Origin of the sequence: Pseudomonas sp. IT-P176 (assembly GCF_949767245.1) — a bacterium.
Lineage (GTDB): Bacteria > Pseudomonadota > Gammaproteobacteria > Pseudomonadales > Pseudomonadaceae > Aquipseudomonas.
Genome location: NZ_CATKPN010000038.1, coordinates 50,257 through 72,848 on the forward strand (window position 1 = coordinate 50,257; position 22,592 = coordinate 72,848).

Consider the following 22,592-nt stretch of genomic DNA (forward strand, 5'->3'; position numbering starts at 1 on the left):
CATGGACAAAAAAGCCATCCTGGCCATCGCTTTGACCCTGAGCGCCGGCATCGGCCTCGGCTCATTGCTGACCACCCGCGCCACGTCTGCGACCGATGCAGAGCAGGCGCACGCCGAGCACGGCACACCCGCCCAGATCACGGTCGACAAAGCAACTGAAGCAGAACCGGAGGAAGCCGAAGGTCACCTGACGCTCAGCGAGGAGCAGATCAACTCCGCCGGCATTCAACTGGCCGAGGCACGGCCACAGGTCATGGCGCTGTCCCTGGCGTTCCCCGGCGAAGTACGTTTCGACGAAGACCGCACTGCTCACATCGTTCCCCGCGCACCCGGGGTGGTCGAGCAGGTGCTGGTCAACCTCGGACAAGCGGTGAAAAAGGGCCAGTTGCTGGCGGTGATTGCCAGCCCGCAAATCTCCGAGCAACGCAGTGAGCAGGCAGCAGCCCAGCGTCGCGTTGAACTGGCGCGCAGCACCTTTGAGCGTGAACGCCAGTTGTGGCAGGAGCAGATTTCCGCCGAGCAGGATTTTCTGCAAGCGCGCCAGGCCCTGCAAGAAGCCGAGATCGCCCTGAACAACGCACGCCAGAAAATCAGCGCCTTGAGTGGCAGCAGCGCTACCGGTGGTGGCAATCGTTATGAGTTGCGTGCGCCCTTCGACGCGATGGTGGTGGAAAAACACCTGACCCTGGGGGAAGTGGTCAATGACTCCACCAGCGTGTTTACCCTCTCCGACCTGTCGCGGGTCTGGGTAACGTTTGGGGTTTCGCCAAAGGATCTGGGCAGCGTACGAGTCGACACGGCGGTCAACGTCAATGCCCCGGAACTGAATGCCGAAGTGGCGGGCAACGTGTCCTACGTCGGCAGCCTGCTGGGCGAGCAAACCCGCACGGCCACGGTCCGGGCCAGCCTCGCCAACCCAGACGGCGCCTGGCGTCCGGGGTTGTTCGTGACCGTGCGGGTCACGACCGATACCCGCCAGGCCTCGGTCACCGTCCCTGAAACCGCGATTCAGACCATTGAGGACAGCCCCAGTGTTTTCCTGCGCACTGACGACGGCTTTGAGGCTCGGACGGTGGTGCTCGGCAGCCGCTCCGCAGGCCAGGTGGAAATCCTCCAGGGGCTGGATGCCGGGGCGCACGTCGCCACGGCGGGCAGCTTCATCCTCAAGTCAGAACTGGGCAAGGCTTCGGCCGAGCACGCTCACTGATCCGCTATCGGCACAAGAAGGTCCTCATGTTCGAACGCCTGATCCAATTCGCCATCGAGCAGCGCATCATCGTGCTGCTCGCGGTTCTACTCATGGCTGGCCTGGGTATCGCCAGCTACCAGAAGTTGCCGATCGACGCCGTGCCGGACATCACCAACGTCCAGGTGCAGATCAACACAGCGGCAGCCGGGTTCTCGCCGCTGGAAACCGAGCAGCGCATCACTTTCCCCATCGAAACGGCCATGGCCGGGTTGCCGGCGCTGGAACAGACCCGTTCGCTGTCACGCTCCGGGCTGTCGCAAGTGACGGTGATCTTCAAGGAAGGCACCGACCTGTTCTTTGCCCGACAATTGGTCAATGAAAGGCTGCAGGTGGCCAAGGAGCAACTGCCTCCGGGCGTCGAGGCCGTCATGGGCCCCATCTCCACGGGGCTCGGGGAGATTTTCCTGTGGACCGTGGAAGCCAGCGCCGATGCGCGCAAGGAGGACGGCAGCGCGTACACCCCCACCGATTTGCGGGTGATCCAGGACTGGATCATCAAGCCGCAACTGCGCAATGTGCCCGGTGTGGCGGAGATCAACACCATCGGCGGCTTTGCCAAGGAGTATCAGATTGCTCCCGACCCCAAGCGCCTGGCCGCCTACAAGCTGACGTTGACCGACCTGGTGAGCGCACTGGAACGCAACAACGCCAACGTCGGTGCCGGGTACATCGAGCGCAGTGGGGAGCAGTTGCTGATTCGCGCTCCCGGTCAGGTGGCGAGTCTCGATGACATCGCCAACATCGTCATGGCCAACGTCGACGGCACACCGATCCGGATCAAGAACGTCGCCAGTGTCGACATCGGCCGTGAATTACGCACCGGTGCTGCCACTGAAAACGGCCGGGAAGTGGTACTCGGCACGGTGTTCATGCTGATCGGCGAGAACAGCCGCACGGTGTCGCAAGCGGTGGCCAGCAGGCTTGAGCAGATCAACCGGACCCTGCCTCAGGGCGTGGTCGCGGTGACGGTGTACGACCGCACCACGCTGGTGGACAAAGCCATTGCTACGGTCAAGAAAAACCTCATCGAAGGCGCGATCCTGGTGATCGCTATATTGTTCTTGTTCCTGGGCAATATCCGCGCAGCGCTGATCACCGCCATGGTGATCCCCCTGGCCATGCTGTTCACCTTCACCGGCATGTTCACCAACAAGGTCAGCGCCAACCTGATGAGCCTCGGCGCGCTGGACTTCGGCATTATCGTCGACGGGGCAGTGGTCATCGTCGAGAACGCCATCCGCCGTCTGGCCCACGCCCAGCAGCAGCATGGCCGTATTCTCACGCGCTCCGAGCGCTTCCATGAAGTCTTCGCGGCAGCCAGGGAAGCACGACGGCCGCTGATCTACGGCCAATTGATCATCATGGTGGTGTACTTGCCGATCTTTGCCCTGACCGGGGTCGAGGGCAAAATGTTCCATCCAATGGCGTTCACCGTGGTGATTGCCCTGCTCGGCGCCATGCTGCTCTCGGTGACCTTCGTGCCGGCGGCAATCGCGATGTTTGTCACCGACAAGGTCAAGGAAGGCGAGAACCTGGTCATGCGCGGCGCGCGCCGGGCCTATGCGCCAGCGCTGGATTGGGTCATGGGGCACCGCCAACTGGCGTTCGCCCTGGCGCTCGCGATGATCGGCGTCTGCACGGTGGTCGCCAGCCGCATGGGCAGTGAGTTCGTGCCCAGCCTCAGCGAAGGCGACTTCGCCCTGCAAGCCTTGCGCGTACCGGGCACCAGCCTGAGCCAATCCGTGGACATGCAACAGCGCCTGGAAACGCTGCTGCTGGAAAAGATCCCCGAAGTGCAACGTGTATTCGCCCGCACCGGTACCGCCGAGATCGCCTCCGACCCGATGCCGCCAAACATCTCCGACAGCTACGTGATGCTCAAGCCGCAGCAACAGTGGCCCGACCCGAACAAAAGCCGCGAGGCGCTGATCGCCGATATCCAGCGGGTGACCGCACTGTTGCCGGGCAGTAACTATGAGTTGTCGCAACCAATCCAGCTGCGCTTCAACGAGCTGATTTCCGGGGTGCGCAGCGACGTCGCGGTCAAGGTCTTCGGTGACGACATGGACGTACTCAACAGCACCGCGACGAAGATTGCGGCGACGCTGCAAAAAATCGATGGCGCCTCGGAGGTCAAGGTCGAACAGACCACCGGCCTACCGGTATTGACCATCAATATCGACCGCGACAAGGCCGCGCGTTACGGGCTCAACGTCGGTGATGTGCAAGACACCATAGCGGTGGCGGTTGGCGGACGCCAGGCCGGCATCCTGTATGAAGGAGATCGGCGCTTCGACATGGTGGTGCGTTTGTCCGACGCCATGCGCAAGGACATCGATGGCCTGTCGAAGCTGCTGATCCCAGTACCCGCCCTGCTCAACGGCAGTGCCAATACCATCGGCTTCATCGCCCTGGCGGACGTTGCCAGCCTGGATCTGGTGCTCGGGCCAAACCAGGTCAGTCGCGAGAATGGCAAGCGCCTGGTGATTGTCAGTGCCAACGTGCGTGGCCGCGATATCGGTTCGTTCGTGCAGCAGGCCAGTGCCCAGATCGAGCAGCAGGTACAGATTCCTGCCGGTTACTGGACCTCCTGGGGTGGTCAGTTCGAGCAGCTGCAGTCGGCTGCCAAGCGCCTGCAGATTGTGGTGCCGGTGGCCTTGCTGCTGGTCTTCGCGCTGCTATTTATGATGTTCAACAACCTCAAGGATGGCTTGTTGGTGTTCACCGGCATCCCGTTCGCCTTGACCGGTGGCGTTATGGCGCTGTGGCTGCGGGATATTCCACTGTCGATCTCCGCCGGCGTGGGGTTCATCGCCCTGTCCGGAGTAGCAGTGCTCAACGGCCTGGTGATGATCGCCTTCATCCGCAACCTGCGCGAGCAAGGTCGATCCCTTGGCGTGGCCGTCAACGAAGGCGCCTTGACGCGCTTGCGTCCGGTTCTGATGACCGCGCTGGTGGCGTCCCTGGGCTTCATCCCCATGGCCCTGGCAACCGGTACCGGTGCCGAGGTCCAACGGCCCCTGGCCACCGTGGTGATCGGTGGAATCCTGTCGTCGACGGCCCTCACGTTATTGATATTGCCGGCGCTGTATCACTGGGCCCATCGGCGGGATGAAGAGGCAGTGAGCGAAAACCCAGCGCACTAATCTATTCGTGTTTACTTGCCCGCAGTCATTAATGACTGCGGGTTTTTTAGTGTTTTGGGTATTTGCATGACTGATCTGTCATCGTGCCGCCACGTCGACGACAGGTCGGGATTGATAATATTGCGCTTTATTTAACCGAGGTAATCGACATGAAACTTAGCCAACTTATCAGCCTCACCGCAGCACTGATTGTGTCCACTAACACCCTCGCCGAAAGTGGCGGCGACAAGCGATTTGAAACGATGATGCAGAACAATCGGATGGCCATGCAGCGCTATGCCGCCCAACAAGGCAAGGAACAACCCATCGTCAAGGAATATGCCTATGGCATGAAACTGGATGTGGTCAAAGTGGTGAATGTCACTTCCCCGATAAAGTCCTGCGGGCCCGTGCCGGCGCAGATGACCTATGAAGACGCCAGCGGGAAACTCAATACCCTGCGCTACACCGTTGCCGGCGACTGCAACCGTCGCGGCGGTTGACCCCGCTGAGCCCGGCAACGTCCGCCCCGCTGGAGCGAGCGCACTCGCTCCAGCGGCTAAGACAGCAGCAACAATCTGGAGAACAAAAAAAAGCGTCCCGAAGGACGCTGAAAAATTCACCTCTTCCAAAGGAGCAAGACGCTACCAAGGTGAATGGACACTGTGAACGGTGATCAACCCTCCGAGTTCTTGCCCTGCTTGTCCTCACCCTGTGCGTCAGCGTTGGCCGTCGACTGGACATCAACAGTGCTCGAAGTACCGTGCACTTGTTGCTGACTCAATTTGAACGCTGCCAGGTATTGCTGAGAACGCTCGGCGCCCCCCTCGGCAAACACACTGCTGCTGGCCACGGCTATTACCGCAATAAACACGAACTTCGCAAGTTTCATGACAGGCTTCCTCTTACCATTATCGGAAAGACTCGCCGACCTAGTGGCCTTCAAGTCTTTGGCTTGCCGACAAGTATAAAAAAGCCAAGTTAACAGGAGCATGGGCGGGACATTACATTCTTGATAGGTTGGCTATTAAAACTGGGCCAAACGGCTTATCCCATCACCCACTATTAAAGAATCGCCAAAGGGTATTCGACAATCAGCCTGACTTCGTCCAGATCCGACTCGAATGCCGTGGCCCGGGTGTTCGCCTGGCGCACGCGCAACGACAGATCCTTGAGCGATCCGGACTGCACCACGTATTTGACTTCGATATCCCGCTCCCAGCGCTTCTGGTCCGTCAACGGATTGCCTTCGGCATCGCGGCGCATGTACACCGTGTTGGCGTTGGAGTAGTCGGCATCACTGCCGCGACCATAACGGGTCATGAAACTCAGGCCCGGGACTCCGTACGTGGTCATGTCCAGGTCATAACGCACCATCCACGAACGCTCCTTGGGCGAGTTGAAGTCGCTGTATTGGATCGAGTTGTCGAGGAAGATCGAGTCCGACTGTCGCAGGTAGTCGAAGTCATCGTTGCCGTTATTGCGCTGGTGGGACAGCGCCAGGCTGTGGGCACCGAACTTCACCCCGGCCTTGGCACTCCAGATGTTGTTATCGAACCGGCCCAGCAACTGCTGGCCCTCATCTACCGCCTTGTAATAGTTCAACCCCCCGAACAGCGAAACCTCCTCGGCCAGCGGATAACTCAGGGTCGTACCGGCGTAGTACTGATTCCAGGCGTCCTTCAGCCGGCTGGAATACAAGCTGACGCTGACGTGCCGGTTGAGGCTGTAATCGCCGCCGAAGTACGCCACCCAAGGCGAGTTGACCGGCCCGGCATAAAAGGTTGCGAAGTTGTCGCGCATGTTGCTCGAAACCGGCTGGCTCATCGCGTGCAGACGACCGCCCTGCAGCGTCAGGCCCTCCAGGCTGGTGTTGCTGGCCGTGACCCCGGTGAAGCTTTCCGGCAGCAGTCGCGAATCACCGGCAGCCACCACCGGCGTGGCAGGAAACACATCGCCCACCTTGACCACCGTATCAAACGCACGAAGTTTCGCCGCGCCTCCGAGCTTGGTGTATTCATCGCGGGCCTCGCCCCGTGCGTCGACCGGCAATACATCGAACGAACTGCGTCCGCCATTGCGCCCGTCGCCGGTGTCCAGTTTCAGGCCGATCATGGCGAAGGCATCCACCCCGACACCCACAGTGCCCTGGGTGAATCCCGATTCGAACTTGCTGATAATCCCTTGTGCCCAGGCCTCGGAGTAACCATTGCCCGTAGGGCTGGACTGGCCGTTGCGGTGATCACGGTTGAAGTAATAGTTGCGGTTGAGCACCGTCAGGCTGCTGCCCTCGACAAACCCCTCGGGCTTCTCTTCGGCCACCGCCAGTGAAGCGCCGGAACCGGCCAGCGCGGCTATCGCCGCCAGGGTCAATGTTGTGCTGTTATTCATCTTTCGCTCCTGAATGTTTGGCGCATAGTCTTGTTGTAGTGCGGGGCCAAGCGCCCCAGGTCCGCCGAGCGATATCGTTGCAAGCACGAGATAACGTGAAGATGATGGGCGAATGACAATTTCGTCATGCACGGGCGTGGTGTCGGGCGCAATGGCCGGCAACGCCCTTGACTGTACATCCATACAGATAAAGATTGATCCAGGCCGCTGCACCGCGCATGCTGTGCAGCTTGTTACCTGAAGACTGATGGTCGATATGCGTCTGTATCTGTGTGAAAAACCTTCCCAGGCCAAAGACATTGCCGCGGTGCTCGGCGCCAGCCGGCGTGGCGATGGCTGCTGGCTGGGGTCGGGGATCACCGTCACCTGGTGCATCGGCCACTTGCTGGAAACCGCGCCACCGGATGCCTACGACGCCCGTTATAAACGCTGGGTGCTGGCCGACCTGCCGATCATTCCCGAGAAGTGGAAGATGCTGGTCAAGCCCAAGACCGCCAGCCAGTTCAAGGCGGTCAAGCGCCTGCTGGGCGAGGCCCAGGAACTGGTGATCGCTACCGACGCCGACCGGGAGGGGGAAATGATTGCCCGCGAACTGGTGGAGCACTGTCGTTATCGCGGGCCGATCCAGCGGCTGTGGTTGTCGGCGCTCGACGATGCCTCGATCCGCAAGGCCCTGGCGGCCCTCAAGCCGGGAGCGGAAACCTTCAGCCTGTATCACTCGGCACTGGGTCGCTCGCGGGCCGACTGGTTGATCGGCATGAACATGAGCCGGCTGTTCACCCTGCTCGGGCGCCAGTCCGGTTACCAGGGCGTACTGCCGGTGGGTCGGGTGCAGACCCCGACCCTGCGCCTGGTGGTGGACCGCGACCGCAGCATCGCCGACTTCGTGCCGGTGCCCTATTGGGCGATCGACGTGCAGTTGCTGCACGATGGTATGCCGTTTACCGCCCAATGGCGGGCGCCGTCGGACCTGTGCGATGAACAGGACCGTTGCCTCAATCAAGCACTGGCCCAACAAGCGGCGCACGCCATGCGCAATGCCGCCAGTGCGCGCCTGGTCACACTGCGCACCGAGCGGATGCGGGAGGTCGCACCACTGCCGTTCGACCTCGGCACCCTGCAGGAAATCTGCTCGAAAAAGCTCGGCCTGGGGGCCCAGGAAACCCTCGACGTGGCCCAGGCGCTGTACGAAACCTACAAAGTCATCACCTACCCGCGCAGTGACTGCGGCTACCTGCCCGTGAGCCAGCATGGCGAAGCGGCGGCGATTCTCCAGGCCCTGGGCCGCGCGGACCCAAGCCTCGCGCCGTTGCTCCAGCACCTGGAACCGCAACGCCGCTCCCGGGCCTGGAACGATGCCAAGGTCAGCGCCCACCACGGCATCATCCCCACTGCCGCCGCCCACAACTTCGAGCGACTGAGCGGCAAGCACCGGGCGGTCTACACCTTGATTCGTGCGCGCTACCTGGCGCAGTTCCTCCCCAACCATGAGTACGACCGCACCCAGGCCGACTTTGACTGTGCCGGCCAGGCACTGCGCGCGGTGGGCAAGCAGGTGGTGGAACCGGGTTGGAAACGCGCCATGCCCGAGGCCCTGGCAGCGGCCAAGGGACGCGAACCAGCCGCCCCGCAAAACCTGCCACCCTTGACCCAGGGCAGCGACTATCCAGTTGCCGGCGTCAACCTCAAGGACCTCTGGACCCAGCCACCCAAGCCGTTTACCGAAGGCGACCTGATCAAGGCCATGAAAAACGTGGCCAAGCTGGTGCAGGACCCGCTGCTCAAGCAAAAGCTCAAGGACACCACCGGCATCGGCACCGAAGCCACCCGCGCGGGGATCATCCAGGGGCTGCTGGACCGTGGTTACCTGGTCAAACACGGCAAGGCGCTGGCTGCCACGCCGGCGGCCTTCAGTCTGATCGACGCCGTCCCCCGGGCCATCGCCGATCCCGGCACCACGGCCATCTGGGAACAAGCCCTGGACATGGTGCAGAGCGGTGAGATGAGCCTGGAAGAGTTTGTCGCCAAGCAGGCCGCCTGGATGAGCAAGCAAGTGGGCCGCTGCACCGGCCTGCGCCTGACCATCAGCGGCCCGGCAAGCCCAGCCGGCAAAGGCGCGACACCCTGGAAAGGCAAACGCAAGAGCACTGCGCGCAAAACCGCAACGACCGGCAAACGCAAGGCCAAGCCCAAGGCCTGAGGCAACTGCCAAACTTGTAGGAGCGAGCGTGCTCGCGATAGCGGTGCGTCAGGCACCATCGATATTGAATGTGCTGACCCCATCGCGGGCAAGCCCGCTCCCACAGTGTTTTTGCCTGCCCGCAGATCTCGCATACACCCAACACATGGGTGGGAGCGGGCTTGCCCGCGATGGCGGTGCGTCAGGCACCATCGATGTTGAATGCCCTGACCCCATCGTCGGAACGCCGCCCGGAGCAAGCCCGCTCCCACAGTGTTTTTGCCTGACCGCAGATCTCACCTGTCCCCTAACTCCCCGCCACCGGACAAGGCCCGCCCGCCTCGGCCCACAGCTTGAACTGGCTGACAAACACGTCATGGGGCACCGGCACCGGCGCTCGGTTACCGCCGGGGTTCCAGCCCCAAAGCACCAGCTTGTCATCGCTGACATGCTTGATCAGCGCAGCAAAGTCGCGGTCGCCGTTGCTCGAACGGTCCTTGATCATCTGGCACAACTGATCGGCCGGCAGCCCGATCCAGGCCATTTTGTGCGCGGCCGGTGGCAGGCTCCAGTGAGGGGCACCGGGTGGCGCGTGGGGGCCATAGCTGGCCGGAGGATTGGACTCGGCATGACAAGTAGCACAGGGCAAGCCAGCAGACCCCTTGCCCTCCACCCCGCGCACCACATTCATCCCGTGGGTCAGCCCGGCATCGAACTGCAAAGGCGCATCCCCAGGAATATGGCAGTTCTGGCAGCGCGGGCTCTGGAACACCTTCTGCACCGTGCCAAATGCGCTCAGCGCCGGCGACTCTTCGGCGAACAGGTCCGAGGTGTAGCCGCCCACCCCGAGCAACAGCAACGTGGCCAAAAACAGGTGGCGTCTCATCTCACACCCCCTCCAGTTGCAACGGCAACTCACGCAGGCGTTGCCCGGTCAGCGCGTACACCGCATTGGCCACCGCCGGCGCAGTGGGTGGCACGCCAGCCTCGCCAATACCACCCGGCTTCTCGTTGCTGGGCAGGATGTGCACCTGTACCTCGGGCATTTCGTTGAGTCGCAGCACCTGGTAGTCGTGGTAGTTGGACTGCACCACCTGGCCGTCCTTGAAGGTCACCTTGCTGTGCAAGGTGAAACCCAGGCCGAAAGTGATGCAGGACTCCATCTGCGCGGCAATGCTCGCCGGGTTCACCGCAATCCCGCAATCGACGGCGCAGACCACCCGGTGCACGCGGATTTTCAGGTTGTCCTGGGACACTTCGCTGACTTGCGCGACATAACTGCCAAAGGACTCGTGCACCGCCACCCCCAAGGCATGCCCCGCTGGCAAGGGCGCCTGCCAGTTGGCTTTTTCCACGGCCAGGTTGAGCACCCCGAGGTGCCGTGGATGGTCCTTGAGCAAGGTCCGCCGGTAGTCCACCGGGTCCTTGCCCGCCGCTGCGGCCAGTTCGTCGATCAAGGATTCCATGACAAAGGCGGTGTGGGTGTGCCCCACCGAACGCAGCCACAGCACGCTGATGCCGGTCTTGGGTGAGTGCAGGTCGACCCGGTGATTGGCCAGGCCGACCAGGTAGGGACTGTCCGCCACCCCTTCGACCGAAGTCTTGTCGATGCCGTCCTTGACCATGCTCGCCTCCAACATGGTCCCGGCCATGATCGACTGGCCCACCAGCACATGCTGCCAGGCCAATGGCAAGCCGTCCGGCCCCAGGCCGATCCGCGCATGATGCAGGAAGGCCGAGCGGTAATAGCCGCCACGGATGTCATCTTCGCGCGACCACACGGTTTTCACCGGCGCTCCGGCGGCGTGGGCCACTTGCACCGCCTCACTGACAAAATCCGAGGTCGGGTTGGCCCGCCGGCCAAAACCGCCGCCAAGGAATTCGGTATGAATCACCACCTGCTCGGGCTTGAGCCCGGTGATCTTCGCCGCGACCATCTGGTCCAGGGTCTGGAACTGGGTGCCAGTCCAGATCTCGCATTGCTGGTTGGTAATGCGTACCGTGCAGTTGAGCGGCTCCATCGGCGCATGCGCCAGATACGGCACGCTGTACTCGACATCCACGGTCTTCGTCGCCTTGGCCAACGCCGCGCTGACATCCCCCGCCTGGCTGGCCGGGGTGCCCGCGGTGGTGGCCAGCTTGCGAAAGCCCTGCAGCAGGGCAACGCTGTCCAGGCCAGCATTGGGACCCAGGTCCCAGTCGATTTTCAGCGCATCGCGCCCCAGCTTGGCGGCCCAATAATGATCGGCCACCACCGCCACGCCCGTTGGCACCTGCAGCACCTTGTGCACTCCCGGCACCGCCAGCGCGGCCTGGGCGTCGAACGAGCGGACGCTGCCGCCCAGTACCGGTGGACGGGCGACCATGGCGGTGAGCAACCCTTCGAACTGCACGTCCATGCCGAACTTGGCCTGGCCGGTGATTTTTTCCGGGGAGTCCAGGCGCTTGGTCGGCTTGCCGATCAGGGTCCAGTCCTTGGCTTGCTTGAGCTTGATCGACGCCGGATCCGGCACCGGCAGTTGCCCCGCCTCATTGGCCAGTTCGCCATAGCTGGCCCGCTGCTCGCCGGCGATTACCACTCCCGCCTCAGTGCGCACCTGGGATGGCGCAACGTTGAAGCGCTTGGCGGCAGCCTCGATCAACATCAGGCGCGCTGCGGCACCGGCCTGGCGATAGCGGTCGAACTCCATCCAGGTCGAAGTCGAGCCCCCAGTGATCTGCATGCCGCCAAAGGCTGGCAGGCCGTACAACGCCGCCGATGCCGGGCCGTGTTCGACGCGAATCTTGCTCCAATCCGCGTCCAGCTCCTCGGCGATCAGCATGGTCAGGCCGGTCCAGATGCCCTGGCCCATTTCCGAGTGCCCCAACAGTATGGTGACGCTGCTGTCCGGGGCGATCCGCAAAAACGCGTTGGGCGCAAAGCCAGGATCGGCGGCTGTGGCAGCGCGGGCAAAACGGTTGGCCCCGGGGATCACAAACCCCACCACCAGGCCGGCGCCCAGCACGGCGCTGCCTTTGAGAAAGGACCGACGCGAGCTATCAATGAGTACGCTCATGCTCAGGCCTCCCCGATTTGCGCAGCACGCTTGATCGCCGCCCGAATACGCGGGTAGGTGCCACAGCGGCAGATGTTGCCCGACAGCGCCTGATCGATATCGCTGTCGGTCGGCGCGGGAATTTTCGCCAGCAAGGCCACTGCCGACATGATCTGCCCAGACTGGCAGTAACCGCATTGCACCACGTCGATCTCGGCCCAGGCCCTCTGCACCGGGTGCGAGCCGTCGCTGGACAAGCCTTCGATGGTGACTATCTTCTGCCCCTTGGCCACTGCCGCAGCCGGGGTAATGCACGAGCGCAAGGGCGCACCGTCGACATGCACGGTGCAGGCCCCGCATTGCGCCATGCCGCAGCCGAATTTGGTCCCGGTCAAGTGCGCGACATCGCGCAACACCCACAACAGTGGCATGTCGCCGGGCACTTCCAGGGGTTGATCGATGCCATTGATATTGAACGTCAGCACGGCAATCTCCTCAAGGACGGTCAGGACTCACGGTGTCCTGGGTCAGCGTCGCTGTGGCATCGAGTGCCTACGCGCGCTGGTGGTTGTCCCTTGAGCTAAGCGCAATTCCCCCGGCAATTGGGCTGGCGCGACCACCGGTCAGGCACCGATCTAACCGTCCTACACCCTGGGCCCGCTTAAAATCCGCGTGTAACCCTGCAAAAACAGGGCGAACGCCAGGCACCAGCACAACGCTGAAATCCCCACGCCATGGCTGTTGAGCGGTACCAGCACCACCCGGGACAGACCGGCCAGCATCACCAGGGCGAACCCGAGCACCACCCCTCTGGGCGGCTGCAGCGGGCGCCCGGTATGCCCCAGGCTGACCCGGGCAATCATCGCCAGCACCAGGCCGCCGATGCCGCCGACCGCCAGCGCGTGGGTGGCCAGGCTCTGTTGCGCCAGCACCCCCAGTTGCCACAGCGCCATGGCCAGCGCGGCCACCAGCAGCCAGGCATAAGCCAGGTACAGCGACCAGAGCAGTGGTACGCGCCAGATGCCCCGGTCATGCCAACGCCACAGGCGCGCCAGGTGCAGTCCACCGATCAACAAGTACAGCGCCGCCAGCCCGGGCCGCGGCAGGTCGTTGCTGCCGATGCCGATCAGCACCGCCGCCAGCAGGCTGGTTACCAGCAGCACCCGGGTCGGCAGCGGGCTGGCCGGAGTACCTGGCGCGCGTTGCAGGCCGCGTTGAATAAAGAAGGGAATCACCCGCCCACCAATGACACTCATCAACCCCGCCACCAACCACAGTGCCGCCAACACCCCACGGCGCTGCCAGGCCAGGTCCTCGTGGGCCATGCCCCACAGCGTCAGCCACTGACAACCGGCCAACAAGCCGATCATCAACAGGATCGGGTAGTTCTCGGTTTTACGCGCCGCGATCAGGTCCCGTCCAAGCAACAGTGCCAGTAACGGCAGGAACGGCAGTTGCAGCACCAGCAAGGCACTCGCGTCGATCGGCAGCAGCCAGGCCAGGCGAGCCAGCAGCCATACCAGCACCAGGCCCAGCAGCGGCCAGCCGCACACCCCGCGGCGGCCGGTCCAGTTGGGGACCGCCGTCAGCAGGAATCCGGCAATGATCGCCGTGGCAAAACCAAAGGGCATTTCGTGCCGATGCCAGGCGACCATGCCGCCCAGGGGCTGGGCCGCCGGCAAGCGCCCGTACAACCACAGACTCCAGATCGCCAGCGCGACACAGGCAAACCCGGCGCCGGCAAGAAAAAACGGGCGAAAACCCAAGCTCCACAGGGGAACATCCTTGATCGAAGGCATGTCAGGCCACCCCGTCTATCAGCCATAGATTGCTGCCGAACATTGTTCGTCACTCCCTAATCCGTCAGTTGTAGCTGATAGCTATCAAGTCCCGTGCCAGCTTCAACCTCCGGCAAACCCTGGCCTTGACAGCTTGAGAGTCATATTGACTGCACACCATTCAGGTCATAACGACCACACCGCACGTCATAATGACTACTTGAACCGGCTGCCTGGACGAATTTACCGTCGGCCGCAGCAATCAAGTGCCTAAAAGCAAACCAATATCATTTGCACCCTGACACACCTTTTGTTTTAATCGCGACCAATTCCCATTTGCACCTCTGGTGCCATCACGCCGTATGGAAATGCGCTCTTTATGATGGTCGTCGAAACCTCACTCGTGCAGAACCTCTACACCAGCCACCATCGCTGGTTGTACGAGCTGCTGCGTCGTCGCCTGAGCAACGCCTTCGATGCCGCGGACCTGGCCCACGACACCTTCATCCGAGTGCTCAAGCGCCCGCAGGAGTTCCAGGGCGAAGTCCATGAGCGCTCCTACTTGGCGACCATCGCCCGTGGCCTGTGCATTGATCACTGGCGCCGCCGACAACTGGAACAGGCCTGGCTGCAGGCGCTGAGCGAACGCCCCCAGGCCGTGCAACCCTCTCCCGAGCAACGGGCGATCATCGTCGAAACCCTGCACGAAGTGGACGCCATGTTGCAGCGCCTGCCGCAGCGGGTCAGCGACGCGTTCATCCTCGCGCAACTGCACGGCATGCCCTACAAAGCCATTGGCCTGGAGATCGGCGTGTCCGAGCGTATGGTCAAGAAGTACCTGGCCCAGGCCCTGATGCACTGCGCCATTCTCGAGGCCGAACTCGACGGCCTGCTGATCGAGTAACCGCCCTTGCCCACCCCTGCCTTGAACAAACTCAGTCACGCCAGCCTGCAACAAGCGGCCCATTGGTACGTGCAACTCAACGACCAACAGGTCGGCGAGCAGGAGCGCCTGCGCTGGCAAGCCTGGCTGGCCCAGAGCGGCGAACATCAGGATGCCTGGCGGTATGTGCAGCGGGTCGGCGAGCGCTTTGCGCCACTGCAGGGCGACACCGACACCCAAGCGGCGAGCAAGGTCTTGCGCGGTTCCGGACGCACCAGCGTCACGCGGCGCCAGACCCTCAAGTCGTTGTTGATCCTGACCTCGGGCAGCCTGCTGGGCTTCGGTGCCTGGCGCCAGACCCCGCTGCCCGCCACCCTGGAGCGCTGGAGCGCCGACCTCTCCACCGGCACCGGTGAAATACGCGAAACCCGGCTCAGCGATGGCAGCCAGGTCTGGCTCAACGCCTTGAGCGCGCTGGATGTACGCTTCGACAGCCACCAGCGGCTGCTCAATCTACGACTCGGCGAAATCCTGATCGACACCGCCAAGGACGCCCTCAGGCCGTTGCGTGTGCACACCGACCAGGGCCTGCTACACGCCCTGGGTACGCGCTTCAGTGTGCGCCAGGGCCAGGATCGGACCTTGCTCAGCGTGTTCGAAGGTGCGGTCCAGGTGCGCCTGGCCAGCGCCCAGGTGCAAGTAGTGCCCGCTGGCCGACAAATGGCCTTCAGCCAGGATCGCTTCGAGCCTCAACACCCGGTCTCCCCCGCACGCGAAGCCTGGCGCCGTGGCGTGCTGCTGGCGGACAACCTGCCCCTGGGCCAGTTGCTCGAAGAACTGAGCCGCTACCGCCACGGCCATCTGGCCTGCGACCCGGCCGTCGCGCAGATGCCGGTGATGGGCTCCTTCCCGCTCAAGGACACCGACCAGGCCCTGCGCCTGCTGGCCGCCGCGCTGCCAATCGCGGTGGAAAAGCCCATGCCGTGGTGGGTCAACGTCAACGCCAGAAGCTAAAGATCAATCAATTACGAATTATTTTGATTCGCGGTTCCCTTTTGCGTTTTTCGTTCGGATAACCCTGCACAAGTACTTCAATTGCCGATCGACTCGATCCAAAGGGACCCCCATGCCGCACCACGTCGCTGCCCGTTTTCGATTTGCCTTGCGCCCCCTGGCGCTGGCCCTGCCGGCCGCTCTGCTGAGCCTTGCCCCGGCAGTCGCCCATGCCGCTGAAACCGCCGCCAGCGAACAGTCCAGCAGCAAGCGCCAATACAGCATCGCCAGTGGCTCGCTGGTCGCGGCCCTGAACAGCTACGCCGAGCAAAGTGGGGTGTTCCTCGCCGGGCACAACGACCTGGCCAGCGGCAAGCGCAGCCCGGGCCTGAAAGGTAACTTCAGCGCAACCGAAGCCCTGCAGCGCTTGCTGCAAGGCAGTGGCCTGCAGGCCCAGGCCCTGGACAATGGCGGCTACATCCTGCAAGCAGCCCCCAAGGGTGACGGCACCCTGGAACTGGGCGCCACCACCATCTCCGGCCAGGGCCTGGGCGCGACCACCGAAGATACGCACTCCTACACCACCGGCTCGACCGCCACCGCCACCGGACTGCCGCTGTCGCTGCGCGAAACCCCGCAATCGGTGACCGTGATCACCCGCCAGCAAATGGACGACCGTGGCGCCCAGAGCGTCGGCGATGTGTTGCGCAATACCCCAGGCATCAGCCAGCAGGCCTACGACAGCGACCGCATGGAGTTTTCCTCCCGCGGCTTTGCCATCACCAACTACCAGTACGATGGCATCAACCGTCCCTATGACGGCGTCTACGGTGAAGCGGCGACCAACGTCGACGCCGCCACCCTGGACCGCATCGAAGTGGTCAAGGGCGCAACCGGCCTGATGACCGGCTCCGGCGACCCCTCCGCCACCGTCAACCTGGTCCGCAAGAAACCGACCAAGGAATTCAAGGCCTCGGTCAGCGGCACGGCCGGCTCCTGGGACGCCTACCGCACCGAGGGTGATATCTCCGGCCCGCTGAATGACAGCGGTAGCGTGCGCGGGCGCTTTGTCGGCGCCTATCAGGACAAGAACTCCTACCTGGACCACTACAGCCAGAAAAAGGACCTGTTCTACGGCATCCTCGAAGCCGACCTGACCCCCGACACCCTGCTGACCTTCGGCATCGACAAGTCCAGCGTGACCCCGCGTGGCACCTCGTGGACCGGTAACCCGACCTACTTCGCCGACGGCGGCCGCACCGACTTCCCACGGCACTTCAACCCGGGTGCCGACTGGAGCCGTCGCGACTTCGACGACATCACCTACTTCACCTCCCTGGAACAGGCCCTGGCCAACGACTGGACGTTCAAGGTCAGCCTCGACCAGAAAACCACCGACCACGACACCCGCCTGGCCTCGGCCAGCGGCGGCAGCCCGGACCGTGCTACCGGTGAAGGCATGTTCCTGTACTGGGGTCGTTGGGAAGGTCACCGCGTGCAGAACACCGCCGACGCCAACGTCTCGGGGCCGTTTACCCTGGGCGGGCGTGAACACGACCTGGTGGCCGGCGTGATGACCTCGCACTCGCGCCAGACCGGCTCGACCTTTGACACCAGTGCCTTCAGCCAGGTACCGGGCAGCATTTATGACTGGGACGGCGACCTGCCGTACCAGGAGTTCCCGAAAAACGGCAAGTACGAGCGCACCCAAAGCCAGAACGGCATGTACCTGGCTACCCGTCTGCGTCCTACCGATAACCTGTCGTTCATCCTCGGCAGTCGCGTAAGCACCTTCAAGTACAACGAAGACTATTCCTACACCCAAAGCGCGGGCCTTGACGACACCCACGCCAGCTACAAGGAACACGGGGTCGTCACCCCCTACGCCGGGGTCGTGTATGACCTCAACGATACTTACTCGGTCTACGCCAGCTACACCTCGATCTACCAACCGCAGACCTACAAGGACATCGACGGCAAGACCCTGGCACCGGTCGAAGGCGACAGCTACGAAACCGGGATCAAGGCCGCCTACCTGGACGGCACGCTGAACGCCAGCCTGGCCCTGTTCCGCATCGAACAGGACAACGTCGCCGAGTCGATCGGCACCAACCCGGTCACCAACGAAGGCATCTACAAGGCCATCGACGGCGCGACCACCCAGGGCATCGAGCTGGAGCTGGCCGGTGAGTTGCAAGAAGGCTGGAACCTGATGGCCGGCTACACCTATGCCCGCACCCGTGACCAGGATGAGCAACGGATCTTTGGTTATCCGCTGACCACCTCCAAGCCGGAGCACGTGTTCCGCACGTTCACCTCCTACCGTCTGCCGGGCGCACTGGACAAGGTCACCGTCGGCGGCGGCGTCAGCTGGCAGAGTTCGTTCTACGGCAACATCTACAGCTCAAGCGTGGGTGACTACACCCGGATCAAGCAAGGCGGCTACTCCCTGGTCGACCTGATGACCCGCTACCAGTTCAACGAGCACCTGAGCTTCACCGCCAATGCCAACAACGTCTTCGACAAGAAGTACCTGTCAGGCCTGGGTAACTTCGACACCACCTACTACGGCGAGCCACGCAACCTGATGCTCACCACCAAGTGGGACTTCTAAACCTGTGACACCCGCACGCTGCCCGCTCCCCGGGCAGCGTGCGGTTTCCCCCGCCTGACTACCGACAATCGTCCCCCCCCACAACCACGAGCCTTTGCCGTCGCGAGCCATTACACTGGCCCACCGGACTGCCAAAGGACGTTGACCGATGAAGCACGCCATCACCAAAGATGCCGACAAAGCCCCGCGCTTCTGGCGTGATGCGGCCCTGCCCTTCATCGAAGCCCGCGCCATCGCCGATGGCCGCGAGGTCTGCTACGCCCGCCATTCCCACGAACACTTTTCGATCGGCGCAATCACTGCCGGACGCAGCACCTACGTGCATGAACAGGGGGCCTGGCAAGTGGCAACCGGCACCGTGGTCCTGATGAACCCTGGCGACGTGCACGCCTGCAACCCCATCGACGATCAACCTTGGTCGTACCTCATGTTGTATGTCGACACGCCCTGGCTGACAGACCTGCAGCATCAGTTGGGCTTTGCTGCCGAGCTGGATTTTCGCCGGTTCGCCTGCGCCCATACCGCCGACTGCGCGCTGTTCGATGGCCTTAACCAGCTGTATGAACTGTTGCTCGATGCCCAGGCCTCCACCCTGCAGAAGCACAGCGCCACGGTGGCGTTTTTCACCGAGGTGCAGATCCGTCTCAACCCGGCCCAGGTCATGCTCGATGAGCCCAACAGCAAGCTCGAACGGGCTGCCGAATACATCCGCGAACACTGCACCCAGGCGCTCAAGCTCGAAGACATCTGCGCGGCCGCCGAGCTTTCGGCCTCGTACCTGATCCGCGCGTTCAAGCAGCAGTACGGCATGACGCCCCATGCGTACCTGGTCAACCGCCGCATCCAGTTCGCCCGCCAGCAATTGCGCCAGGGTAGGCTGATCGCCGACGTGGCGCTGGACGCCGGGTTTGCCGACCAGGCGCATTTCCAGCGGGCGTTCAAACTGCACCTGGCCGCGACACCCGGGCAGTATCGCGGCTGACCCTCAGGGCAACAGCAGGTAGCCGGCACTTACCGCCAACAGCAACGCCATCACCCGATTGAACAGGCGCAGGCCTCCAGCGTTGCTCAAGTACTGGCGCAGGAACGTCCCGGCATAGGCCCAACAGGCCACCGACAGATAGCACACCACCAGGTACACCGCGGCAAACTGCCAGACCAGTCGCGTATCGCCGTCCGCGACAAACGCCCCCATCCCCGCGACACAGGCCAGCCATGCCTTGGGGTTGAGCCATTGCATCAAGGCGCCGTAGAACAGGGTTGGCGCCTGTGCGGCAGCGGCGGTGCCCAGGCGTCCGTCATCGGTGGCAAGCTTGCAGGCCATGAACAACAGGAATGCCACCCCGGCCAGTTGCACCACCCGGGTCAACCCCGGCCAGAGCTTGAGCAACTCATGCAGCCCCAACCCCATCAACACCAGCAACAGCACAAAGCCCAAAGTGGCACCCAGCACATGCCGCTGACTGGCACGAAAGCCATACTGCGCACCCGAACTCAAGGCCACGATATTCACCGGCCCCGGCGTGATAGACGCAGCCAGCGCAAACGCGGCCATGGACATAATCAGACTCATTGCACTTTTCTCCAGCAACTGGGGAACATCCCTGGGTGCAAGGTAAAAGCCCGGCCAACGCCTGTATTGAAGAAAAACACCCAACTACTCACCCACCGAGAAATTGGTTGCGGGCCCATAGGGAACAGAACCCGGGTAGCTGCGCGCTGTCACTAACTGTATGGGGATACTGTCACACGAAGGAGGGCCACCCATGGTGACTCACTACAAGACCGCCGGGCACCTGGCCTGCGGTCATCACGGCAAGAACCTGGTTTCCACCACCGAGTTCGCCCGGGTCAAATGCCGCAGCTGCCGCAACACCGATGCATTCAAGGACGCCCGCAGAGAAGCGCGCAACGCCGCCCGCCGCGCCGCCCGCAAGGCCAAGGTGGCCCATGCCGCCCTCGACTGGCGCGCCGCCTGGCTGCAACGCCTGAGCGACCTGCCCGGCCGCCAACGCCTGCCACGGGGATTCAGCGGCCAGCCGTTCGTTTAACGCGCGGCGTCATCGTTGACGAGCATCGCGAGCAGGCTCGCTCCTACAGTGATTTCGGCTGCACGCAGATTGCGCATACACCCACAAAACCTGTGGGAGCGGGCTTGCCCGCGATGGCGGTGTGTCAGGCGCCATAGATGTCGCCTGTGCTGGCCTGATCGCGGGCAAGCCCGCTCCTACAGTGATTTCAACTGCCCGCAGATTGCGCATACACCCACAAAACCTGTGGGAGCGGGCTTGCCCGCGATGGCGGTGTGTCAGGCTACATCGATATTGCCTGTGCTGGCCTCATCGCGAGCAGGCTCGCTCCTACAGTGATTTCAACTGCCCGCAGATTGCGCATACACCCACCAAACCTGTGTAGGAGCGAGCCTGCTCGCGATGGCGGTATGTCAGGCGCCACCGATGTTGCCAGTACCCTCCCCGTCAAATCCCAGTGCACTGGCTGACAAGCCAGCCACCCGCGCGTCGGCGTAGCTTGGTGGCGTAGGCGAACGACGCGATATGCGCTCCAACCTCAATAACAACAAGACCCCTGGTGACCCATGAGTACAGTAGATCCGATCACCCTGGCGGTGGTGCGCGGCGCGCTCGAGACTGCGCAGCGGGAAATGACCCTGACCCTGGAAAAAACCGGTCGCTCGAGCGTTTTCAACCTCGCTCACGACTATTCCAATGCCCTGTTCGATCATCTTCCGGAAATGATCCTGCAAGGCCAGGACATCCCCATCCACCTCGGCTCCCTCATCCCGGCCATGAAATGCGTCGCCGGCTTCTTCGGCGACGACATCCTCGAAGGCGATGTGATTTACCACAACGACCCGGCCTACAAAGGCAGCCACATCCTCGACTGCTGCATGTACAAACCGGTGTTCTACCAAGGCGAACTGGTGTTCTGGGCCGTCTGCAAAGGCCACCTGACCGACATCGGTGGCCCTGTGCCCGCCGGCTATAACCCCGACGCCAAGGAGATCTACGCCGAAGGCCTGCGCATTCCGCCGGTCAAGCTCTGGTCCCAGGGCAAGCGCCGCGAGGACGTGATCAACCTGCTGCTGACCAACATGCGCGCCCGGGCCTATCAGGAAGGTGACCTCAACGCCCAATTCGGCGCCTGCACCGTCGGCGAGCGGCACCTGCTGCAACTGCTCGAGCGCTATGGCGTGGAGCAGGTGCGGGCCTGTATCGCCGAGCTCAAGGACATGGCCGACCGGCACATGCGTGCGCTGCTGCGTGAAGTCCCCGACGGTTTCTACAGCGGCACCGCGGTACTGGAAGACTCCGGCCACGGCCTGGGCGAACTGGCGATCACCGCGCGGGTGGAGATTCGCGGCGACGAGGCCCACGTGCTGATCGAAAGCCCGCCGCAGGTGCCGTACTTCATCAACTCCTATGCCGGCAACTCGGTGTCGGGGGTGTACCTGGGGCTGATGATGTTTGCCCAGGTACCGCCGCCCTATAACGAAGGCTTGTACCGCTGCGTGTCGGTCGACCTCGGGCCACCCGGCACCCTGTGCAACGCCTCCGAACCGGCGCCCCACGTCAACAGCACCACCACGCCGATGGAAACCCTCGCCGATGCGGTACGCCAGGCCCTGGAACAAGCCGCGCCAGAGCGGGTCACCGCGTCCTGGGGCCACGCCAGCGGGATCAACATTGCCGGCCATGACCCACGCAATGGCAACGCCGAATACGTGACCATGGTCCTCGCCTCGATCATCTCCGGCGCGGGTGCCAACCAGGCCATGGACGGTTGGCCGGCGTGCGGGCCGCTGTGCTGCTTCGGCGCGCTGATGTCCGGTGACATCGAGTTGCTCGAGTACTCCTACCCGATCCTGATCCACCGCTACAGCCTGATGACCGACAGCGGTGGCGCCGGTGAATTTCGTGGTGGCTCAGGCACCCGTATCGAAATCGAACCGCTGGACCACCCGATGACGGTGGTCGGCTTCGGTGAAGGCCGGCAACTGCCCACGGCGGGTGCGGCGGGTGCCAGCAACGTCCTGCTGGAACCGAAACTGGGGCGGCTGATCCACCGCAAGGTCGATGACGCAGAAGACCACTTCACCTACAACGCACAACTGACGGCCCAGCCCGGCGAACGGGTGATCAACATCAACCCCGGCGGTGGCGGCTACGGCAACCCGTTGCGCCGACCTGTGAGCAGTGTGCTCGAGGACGTGCGCAACGGCCTGGTGTCGCTTGAAGGCGCGCGTCGCGAATACGGCGTGGCCATCGACGGCAACGGCCAGGTCGACGACGCCGCGACCCATGCCCTGCGCACCGCGCACTGATCA

Annotated in this window: 17 protein-coding genes; 10 read left to right on the top strand and 7 right to left on the bottom strand. The window is 63.1% G+C overall.

Annotated features, from left to right (window positions below; all coding sequences use genetic code 11):
• The first annotated feature begins 1 nt into the window (after position 1).
• The 3 genes from ACM6IP_RS10235 to ACM6IP_RS10245 all read left to right on the top strand — a co-directional run bounded on the left by ACM6IP_RS10235 (position 2) and on the right by ACM6IP_RS10245 (position 4,877).
• Entirely contained in the window at positions 2–1,207 is a 1,206-nt protein-coding gene (locus tag ACM6IP_RS10235) for an efflux RND transporter periplasmic adaptor subunit (protein WP_414861425.1), read from the top strand.
• A 26-nt stretch (positions 1,208–1,233) separates the two neighbouring features.
• Positions 1,234–4,395, top strand: a complete 3,162-nt coding sequence (locus ACM6IP_RS10240; protein WP_414861426.1) for a CusA/CzcA family heavy metal efflux RND transporter — start codon at positions 1,234–1,236, stop codon at positions 4,393–4,395.
• Between the two features lie 149 nt (positions 4,396–4,544).
• A complete protein-coding gene (locus ACM6IP_RS10245) occupies positions 4,545–4,877 on the top strand; it encodes a DUF2790 domain-containing protein (RefSeq protein ID WP_414861427.1) in 333 nt (110 codons plus the stop codon).
• A 173-nt stretch (positions 4,878–5,050) separates the two neighbouring features.
• On the opposite strand, the gene ACM6IP_RS10250 is transcribed toward ACM6IP_RS10245, so the two are convergent.
• Together ACM6IP_RS10250 and ACM6IP_RS10255 are read right to left on the bottom strand one after the other, a co-directional pair.
• On the bottom strand, positions 5,051–5,266 hold the full coding sequence (locus tag ACM6IP_RS10250) for a hypothetical protein (RefSeq protein ID WP_414861428.1): 216 nt from the start codon (positions 5,264–5,266) through the stop codon (positions 5,051–5,053).
• A gap of 173 nt (positions 5,267–5,439) precedes the next feature.
• Complete coding sequence (locus ACM6IP_RS10255; RefSeq protein ID WP_414861429.1) at positions 5,440–6,765, bottom strand: OprD family porin; 1,326 nt, start codon at positions 6,763–6,765, stop codon at positions 5,440–5,442.
• A gap of 256 nt (positions 6,766–7,021) precedes the next feature.
• Between ACM6IP_RS10255 and ACM6IP_RS10260 the strand changes: the two genes are divergently transcribed.
• Positions 7,022–8,965 carry a DNA topoisomerase III gene (locus ACM6IP_RS10260; protein ID WP_414861430.1) on the top strand — a complete coding sequence of 648 codons (1,944 nt, stop codon included), beginning with the start codon at positions 7,022–7,024 and terminating at the stop codon, positions 8,963–8,965.
• A gap of 286 nt (positions 8,966–9,251) precedes the next feature.
• Here the strand turns inward: ACM6IP_RS10260 and ACM6IP_RS10265 are convergent, their stop codons facing one another.
• The 4 genes from ACM6IP_RS10265 to ACM6IP_RS10280 all read right to left on the bottom strand — a co-directional run bounded on the left by ACM6IP_RS10265 (position 9,252) and on the right by ACM6IP_RS10280 (position 13,778).
• Positions 9,252–9,830, bottom strand: coding sequence for a hypothetical protein (locus ACM6IP_RS10265; protein WP_414861431.1), 579 nt, complete (start codon positions 9,828–9,830; stop codon positions 9,252–9,254).
• 1 nt (position 9,831) lies between these two features.
• A complete protein-coding gene (locus ACM6IP_RS10270) occupies positions 9,832–12,000 on the bottom strand; it encodes a molybdopterin cofactor-binding domain-containing protein (RefSeq protein ID WP_414861432.1) in 2,169 nt (722 codons plus the stop codon).
• 2 nt (positions 12,001–12,002) lie between these two features.
• Complete coding sequence (locus ACM6IP_RS10275; protein ID WP_095168710.1) at positions 12,003–12,464, bottom strand: (2Fe-2S)-binding protein; 462 nt, start codon at positions 12,462–12,464, stop codon at positions 12,003–12,005.
• Between the two features lie 159 nt (positions 12,465–12,623).
• Entirely contained in the window at positions 12,624–13,778 is a 1,155-nt protein-coding gene (locus ACM6IP_RS10280; RefSeq protein WP_414861433.1) for an NnrS family protein, read from the bottom strand.
• A 358-nt stretch (positions 13,779–14,136) separates the two neighbouring features.
• Here ACM6IP_RS10280 and ACM6IP_RS10285 point away from each other — a divergent pair, with 358 nt between their 5' ends.
• The 4 genes from ACM6IP_RS10285 to ACM6IP_RS10300 all read left to right on the top strand — a co-directional run bounded on the left by ACM6IP_RS10285 (position 14,137) and on the right by ACM6IP_RS10300 (position 19,229).
• Complete coding sequence (locus ACM6IP_RS10285) at positions 14,137–14,661, top strand: sigma-70 family RNA polymerase sigma factor (protein WP_095168708.1); 525 nt, start codon at positions 14,137–14,139, stop codon at positions 14,659–14,661.
• A 6-nt stretch (positions 14,662–14,667) separates the two neighbouring features.
• Positions 14,668–15,654 carry a FecR domain-containing protein gene (locus tag ACM6IP_RS10290; RefSeq protein ID WP_414861434.1) on the top strand — a complete coding sequence of 329 codons (987 nt, stop codon included), beginning with the start codon at positions 14,668–14,670 and terminating at the stop codon, positions 15,652–15,654.
• Positions 15,655–15,766: 112 nt separating this feature from the next.
• A complete protein-coding gene (locus tag ACM6IP_RS10295) occupies positions 15,767–18,247 on the top strand; it encodes a TonB-dependent siderophore receptor (protein WP_401127782.1) in 2,481 nt (826 codons plus the stop codon).
• Positions 18,248–18,395: 148 nt separating this feature from the next.
• Positions 18,396–19,229 carry a helix-turn-helix domain-containing protein gene (locus ACM6IP_RS10300; protein WP_414861435.1) on the top strand — a complete coding sequence of 278 codons (834 nt, stop codon included), beginning with the start codon at positions 18,396–18,398 and terminating at the stop codon, positions 19,227–19,229.
• A 3-nt stretch (positions 19,230–19,232) separates the two neighbouring features.
• Here the strand turns inward: ACM6IP_RS10300 and ACM6IP_RS10305 are convergent, their stop codons facing one another.
• On the bottom strand, positions 19,233–19,820 hold the full coding sequence (locus ACM6IP_RS10305) for a LysE family translocator (RefSeq protein WP_401127786.1): 588 nt from the start codon (positions 19,818–19,820) through the stop codon (positions 19,233–19,235).
• Between the two features lie 193 nt (positions 19,821–20,013).
• Here ACM6IP_RS10305 and ACM6IP_RS10310 point away from each other — a divergent pair, with 193 nt between their 5' ends.
• Entirely contained in the window at positions 20,014–20,298 is a 285-nt protein-coding gene (locus tag ACM6IP_RS10310; RefSeq protein WP_159996271.1) for a hypothetical protein, read from the top strand.
• 545 nt (positions 20,299–20,843) lie between these two features.
• A complete protein-coding gene (locus ACM6IP_RS10315; RefSeq protein ID WP_414861436.1) occupies positions 20,844–22,589 on the top strand; it encodes a hydantoinase B/oxoprolinase family protein in 1,746 nt (581 codons plus the stop codon).
• Positions 22,590–22,592: the final 3 nt, after the last annotated feature.

Excerpts from the sequence above, each read along its gene's own strand:
- ACM6IP_RS10315 (WP_414861436.1), top strand. The coding sequence starts at position 20,844 with ATGAGTACAGTAGATCCGATCACCCTGGCGGTGGTGCGCGGCGCGCTC.
- ACM6IP_RS10300 (WP_414861435.1), top strand. The coding sequence starts at position 18,396 with ATGAAGCACGCCATCACCAAAGATGCCGACAAAGCCCCGCGCTTCTGG.
- ACM6IP_RS10295 (WP_401127782.1), top strand. The coding sequence starts at position 15,767 with ATGCCGCACCACGTCGCTGCCCGTTTTCGATTTGCCTTGCGCCCCCTG.
- ACM6IP_RS10245 (WP_414861427.1), top strand. The coding sequence starts at position 4,545 with ATGAAACTTAGCCAACTTATCAGCCTCACCGCAGCACTGATTGTGTCC.
- ACM6IP_RS10265 (WP_414861431.1), bottom strand. The coding sequence starts at position 9,830 with ATGAGACGCCACCTGTTTTTGGCCACGTTGCTGTTGCTCGGGGTGGGC.
- ACM6IP_RS10310 (WP_159996271.1), top strand. The coding sequence starts at position 20,014 with ATGGTGACTCACTACAAGACCGCCGGGCACCTGGCCTGCGGTCATCAC.
- ACM6IP_RS10305 (WP_401127786.1), bottom strand. The coding sequence starts at position 19,820 with ATGAGTCTGATTATGTCCATGGCCGCGTTTGCGCTGGCTGCGTCTATC.
- ACM6IP_RS10255 (WP_414861429.1), bottom strand. The coding sequence starts at position 6,765 with ATGAATAACAGCACAACATTGACCCTGGCGGCGATAGCCGCGCTGGCC.
- ACM6IP_RS10280 (WP_414861433.1), bottom strand. The coding sequence starts at position 13,778 with ATGCCTTCGATCAAGGATGTTCCCCTGTGGAGCTTGGGTTTTCGCCCG.
- ACM6IP_RS10260 (WP_414861430.1), top strand. The coding sequence starts at position 7,022 with ATGCGTCTGTATCTGTGTGAAAAACCTTCCCAGGCCAAAGACATTGCC.
- ACM6IP_RS10240 (WP_414861426.1), top strand. The coding sequence starts at position 1,234 with ATGTTCGAACGCCTGATCCAATTCGCCATCGAGCAGCGCATCATCGTG.
- ACM6IP_RS10235 (WP_414861425.1), top strand. The coding sequence starts at position 2 with ATGGACAAAAAAGCCATCCTGGCCATCGCTTTGACCCTGAGCGCCGGC.
- ACM6IP_RS10250 (WP_414861428.1), bottom strand. The coding sequence starts at position 5,266 with ATGAAACTTGCGAAGTTCGTGTTTATTGCGGTAATAGCCGTGGCCAGC.
- ACM6IP_RS10285 (WP_095168708.1), top strand. The coding sequence starts at position 14,137 with ATGATGGTCGTCGAAACCTCACTCGTGCAGAACCTCTACACCAGCCAC.
- ACM6IP_RS10270 (WP_414861432.1), bottom strand. The coding sequence starts at position 12,000 with ATGAGCGTACTCATTGATAGCTCGCGTCGGTCCTTTCTCAAAGGCAGC.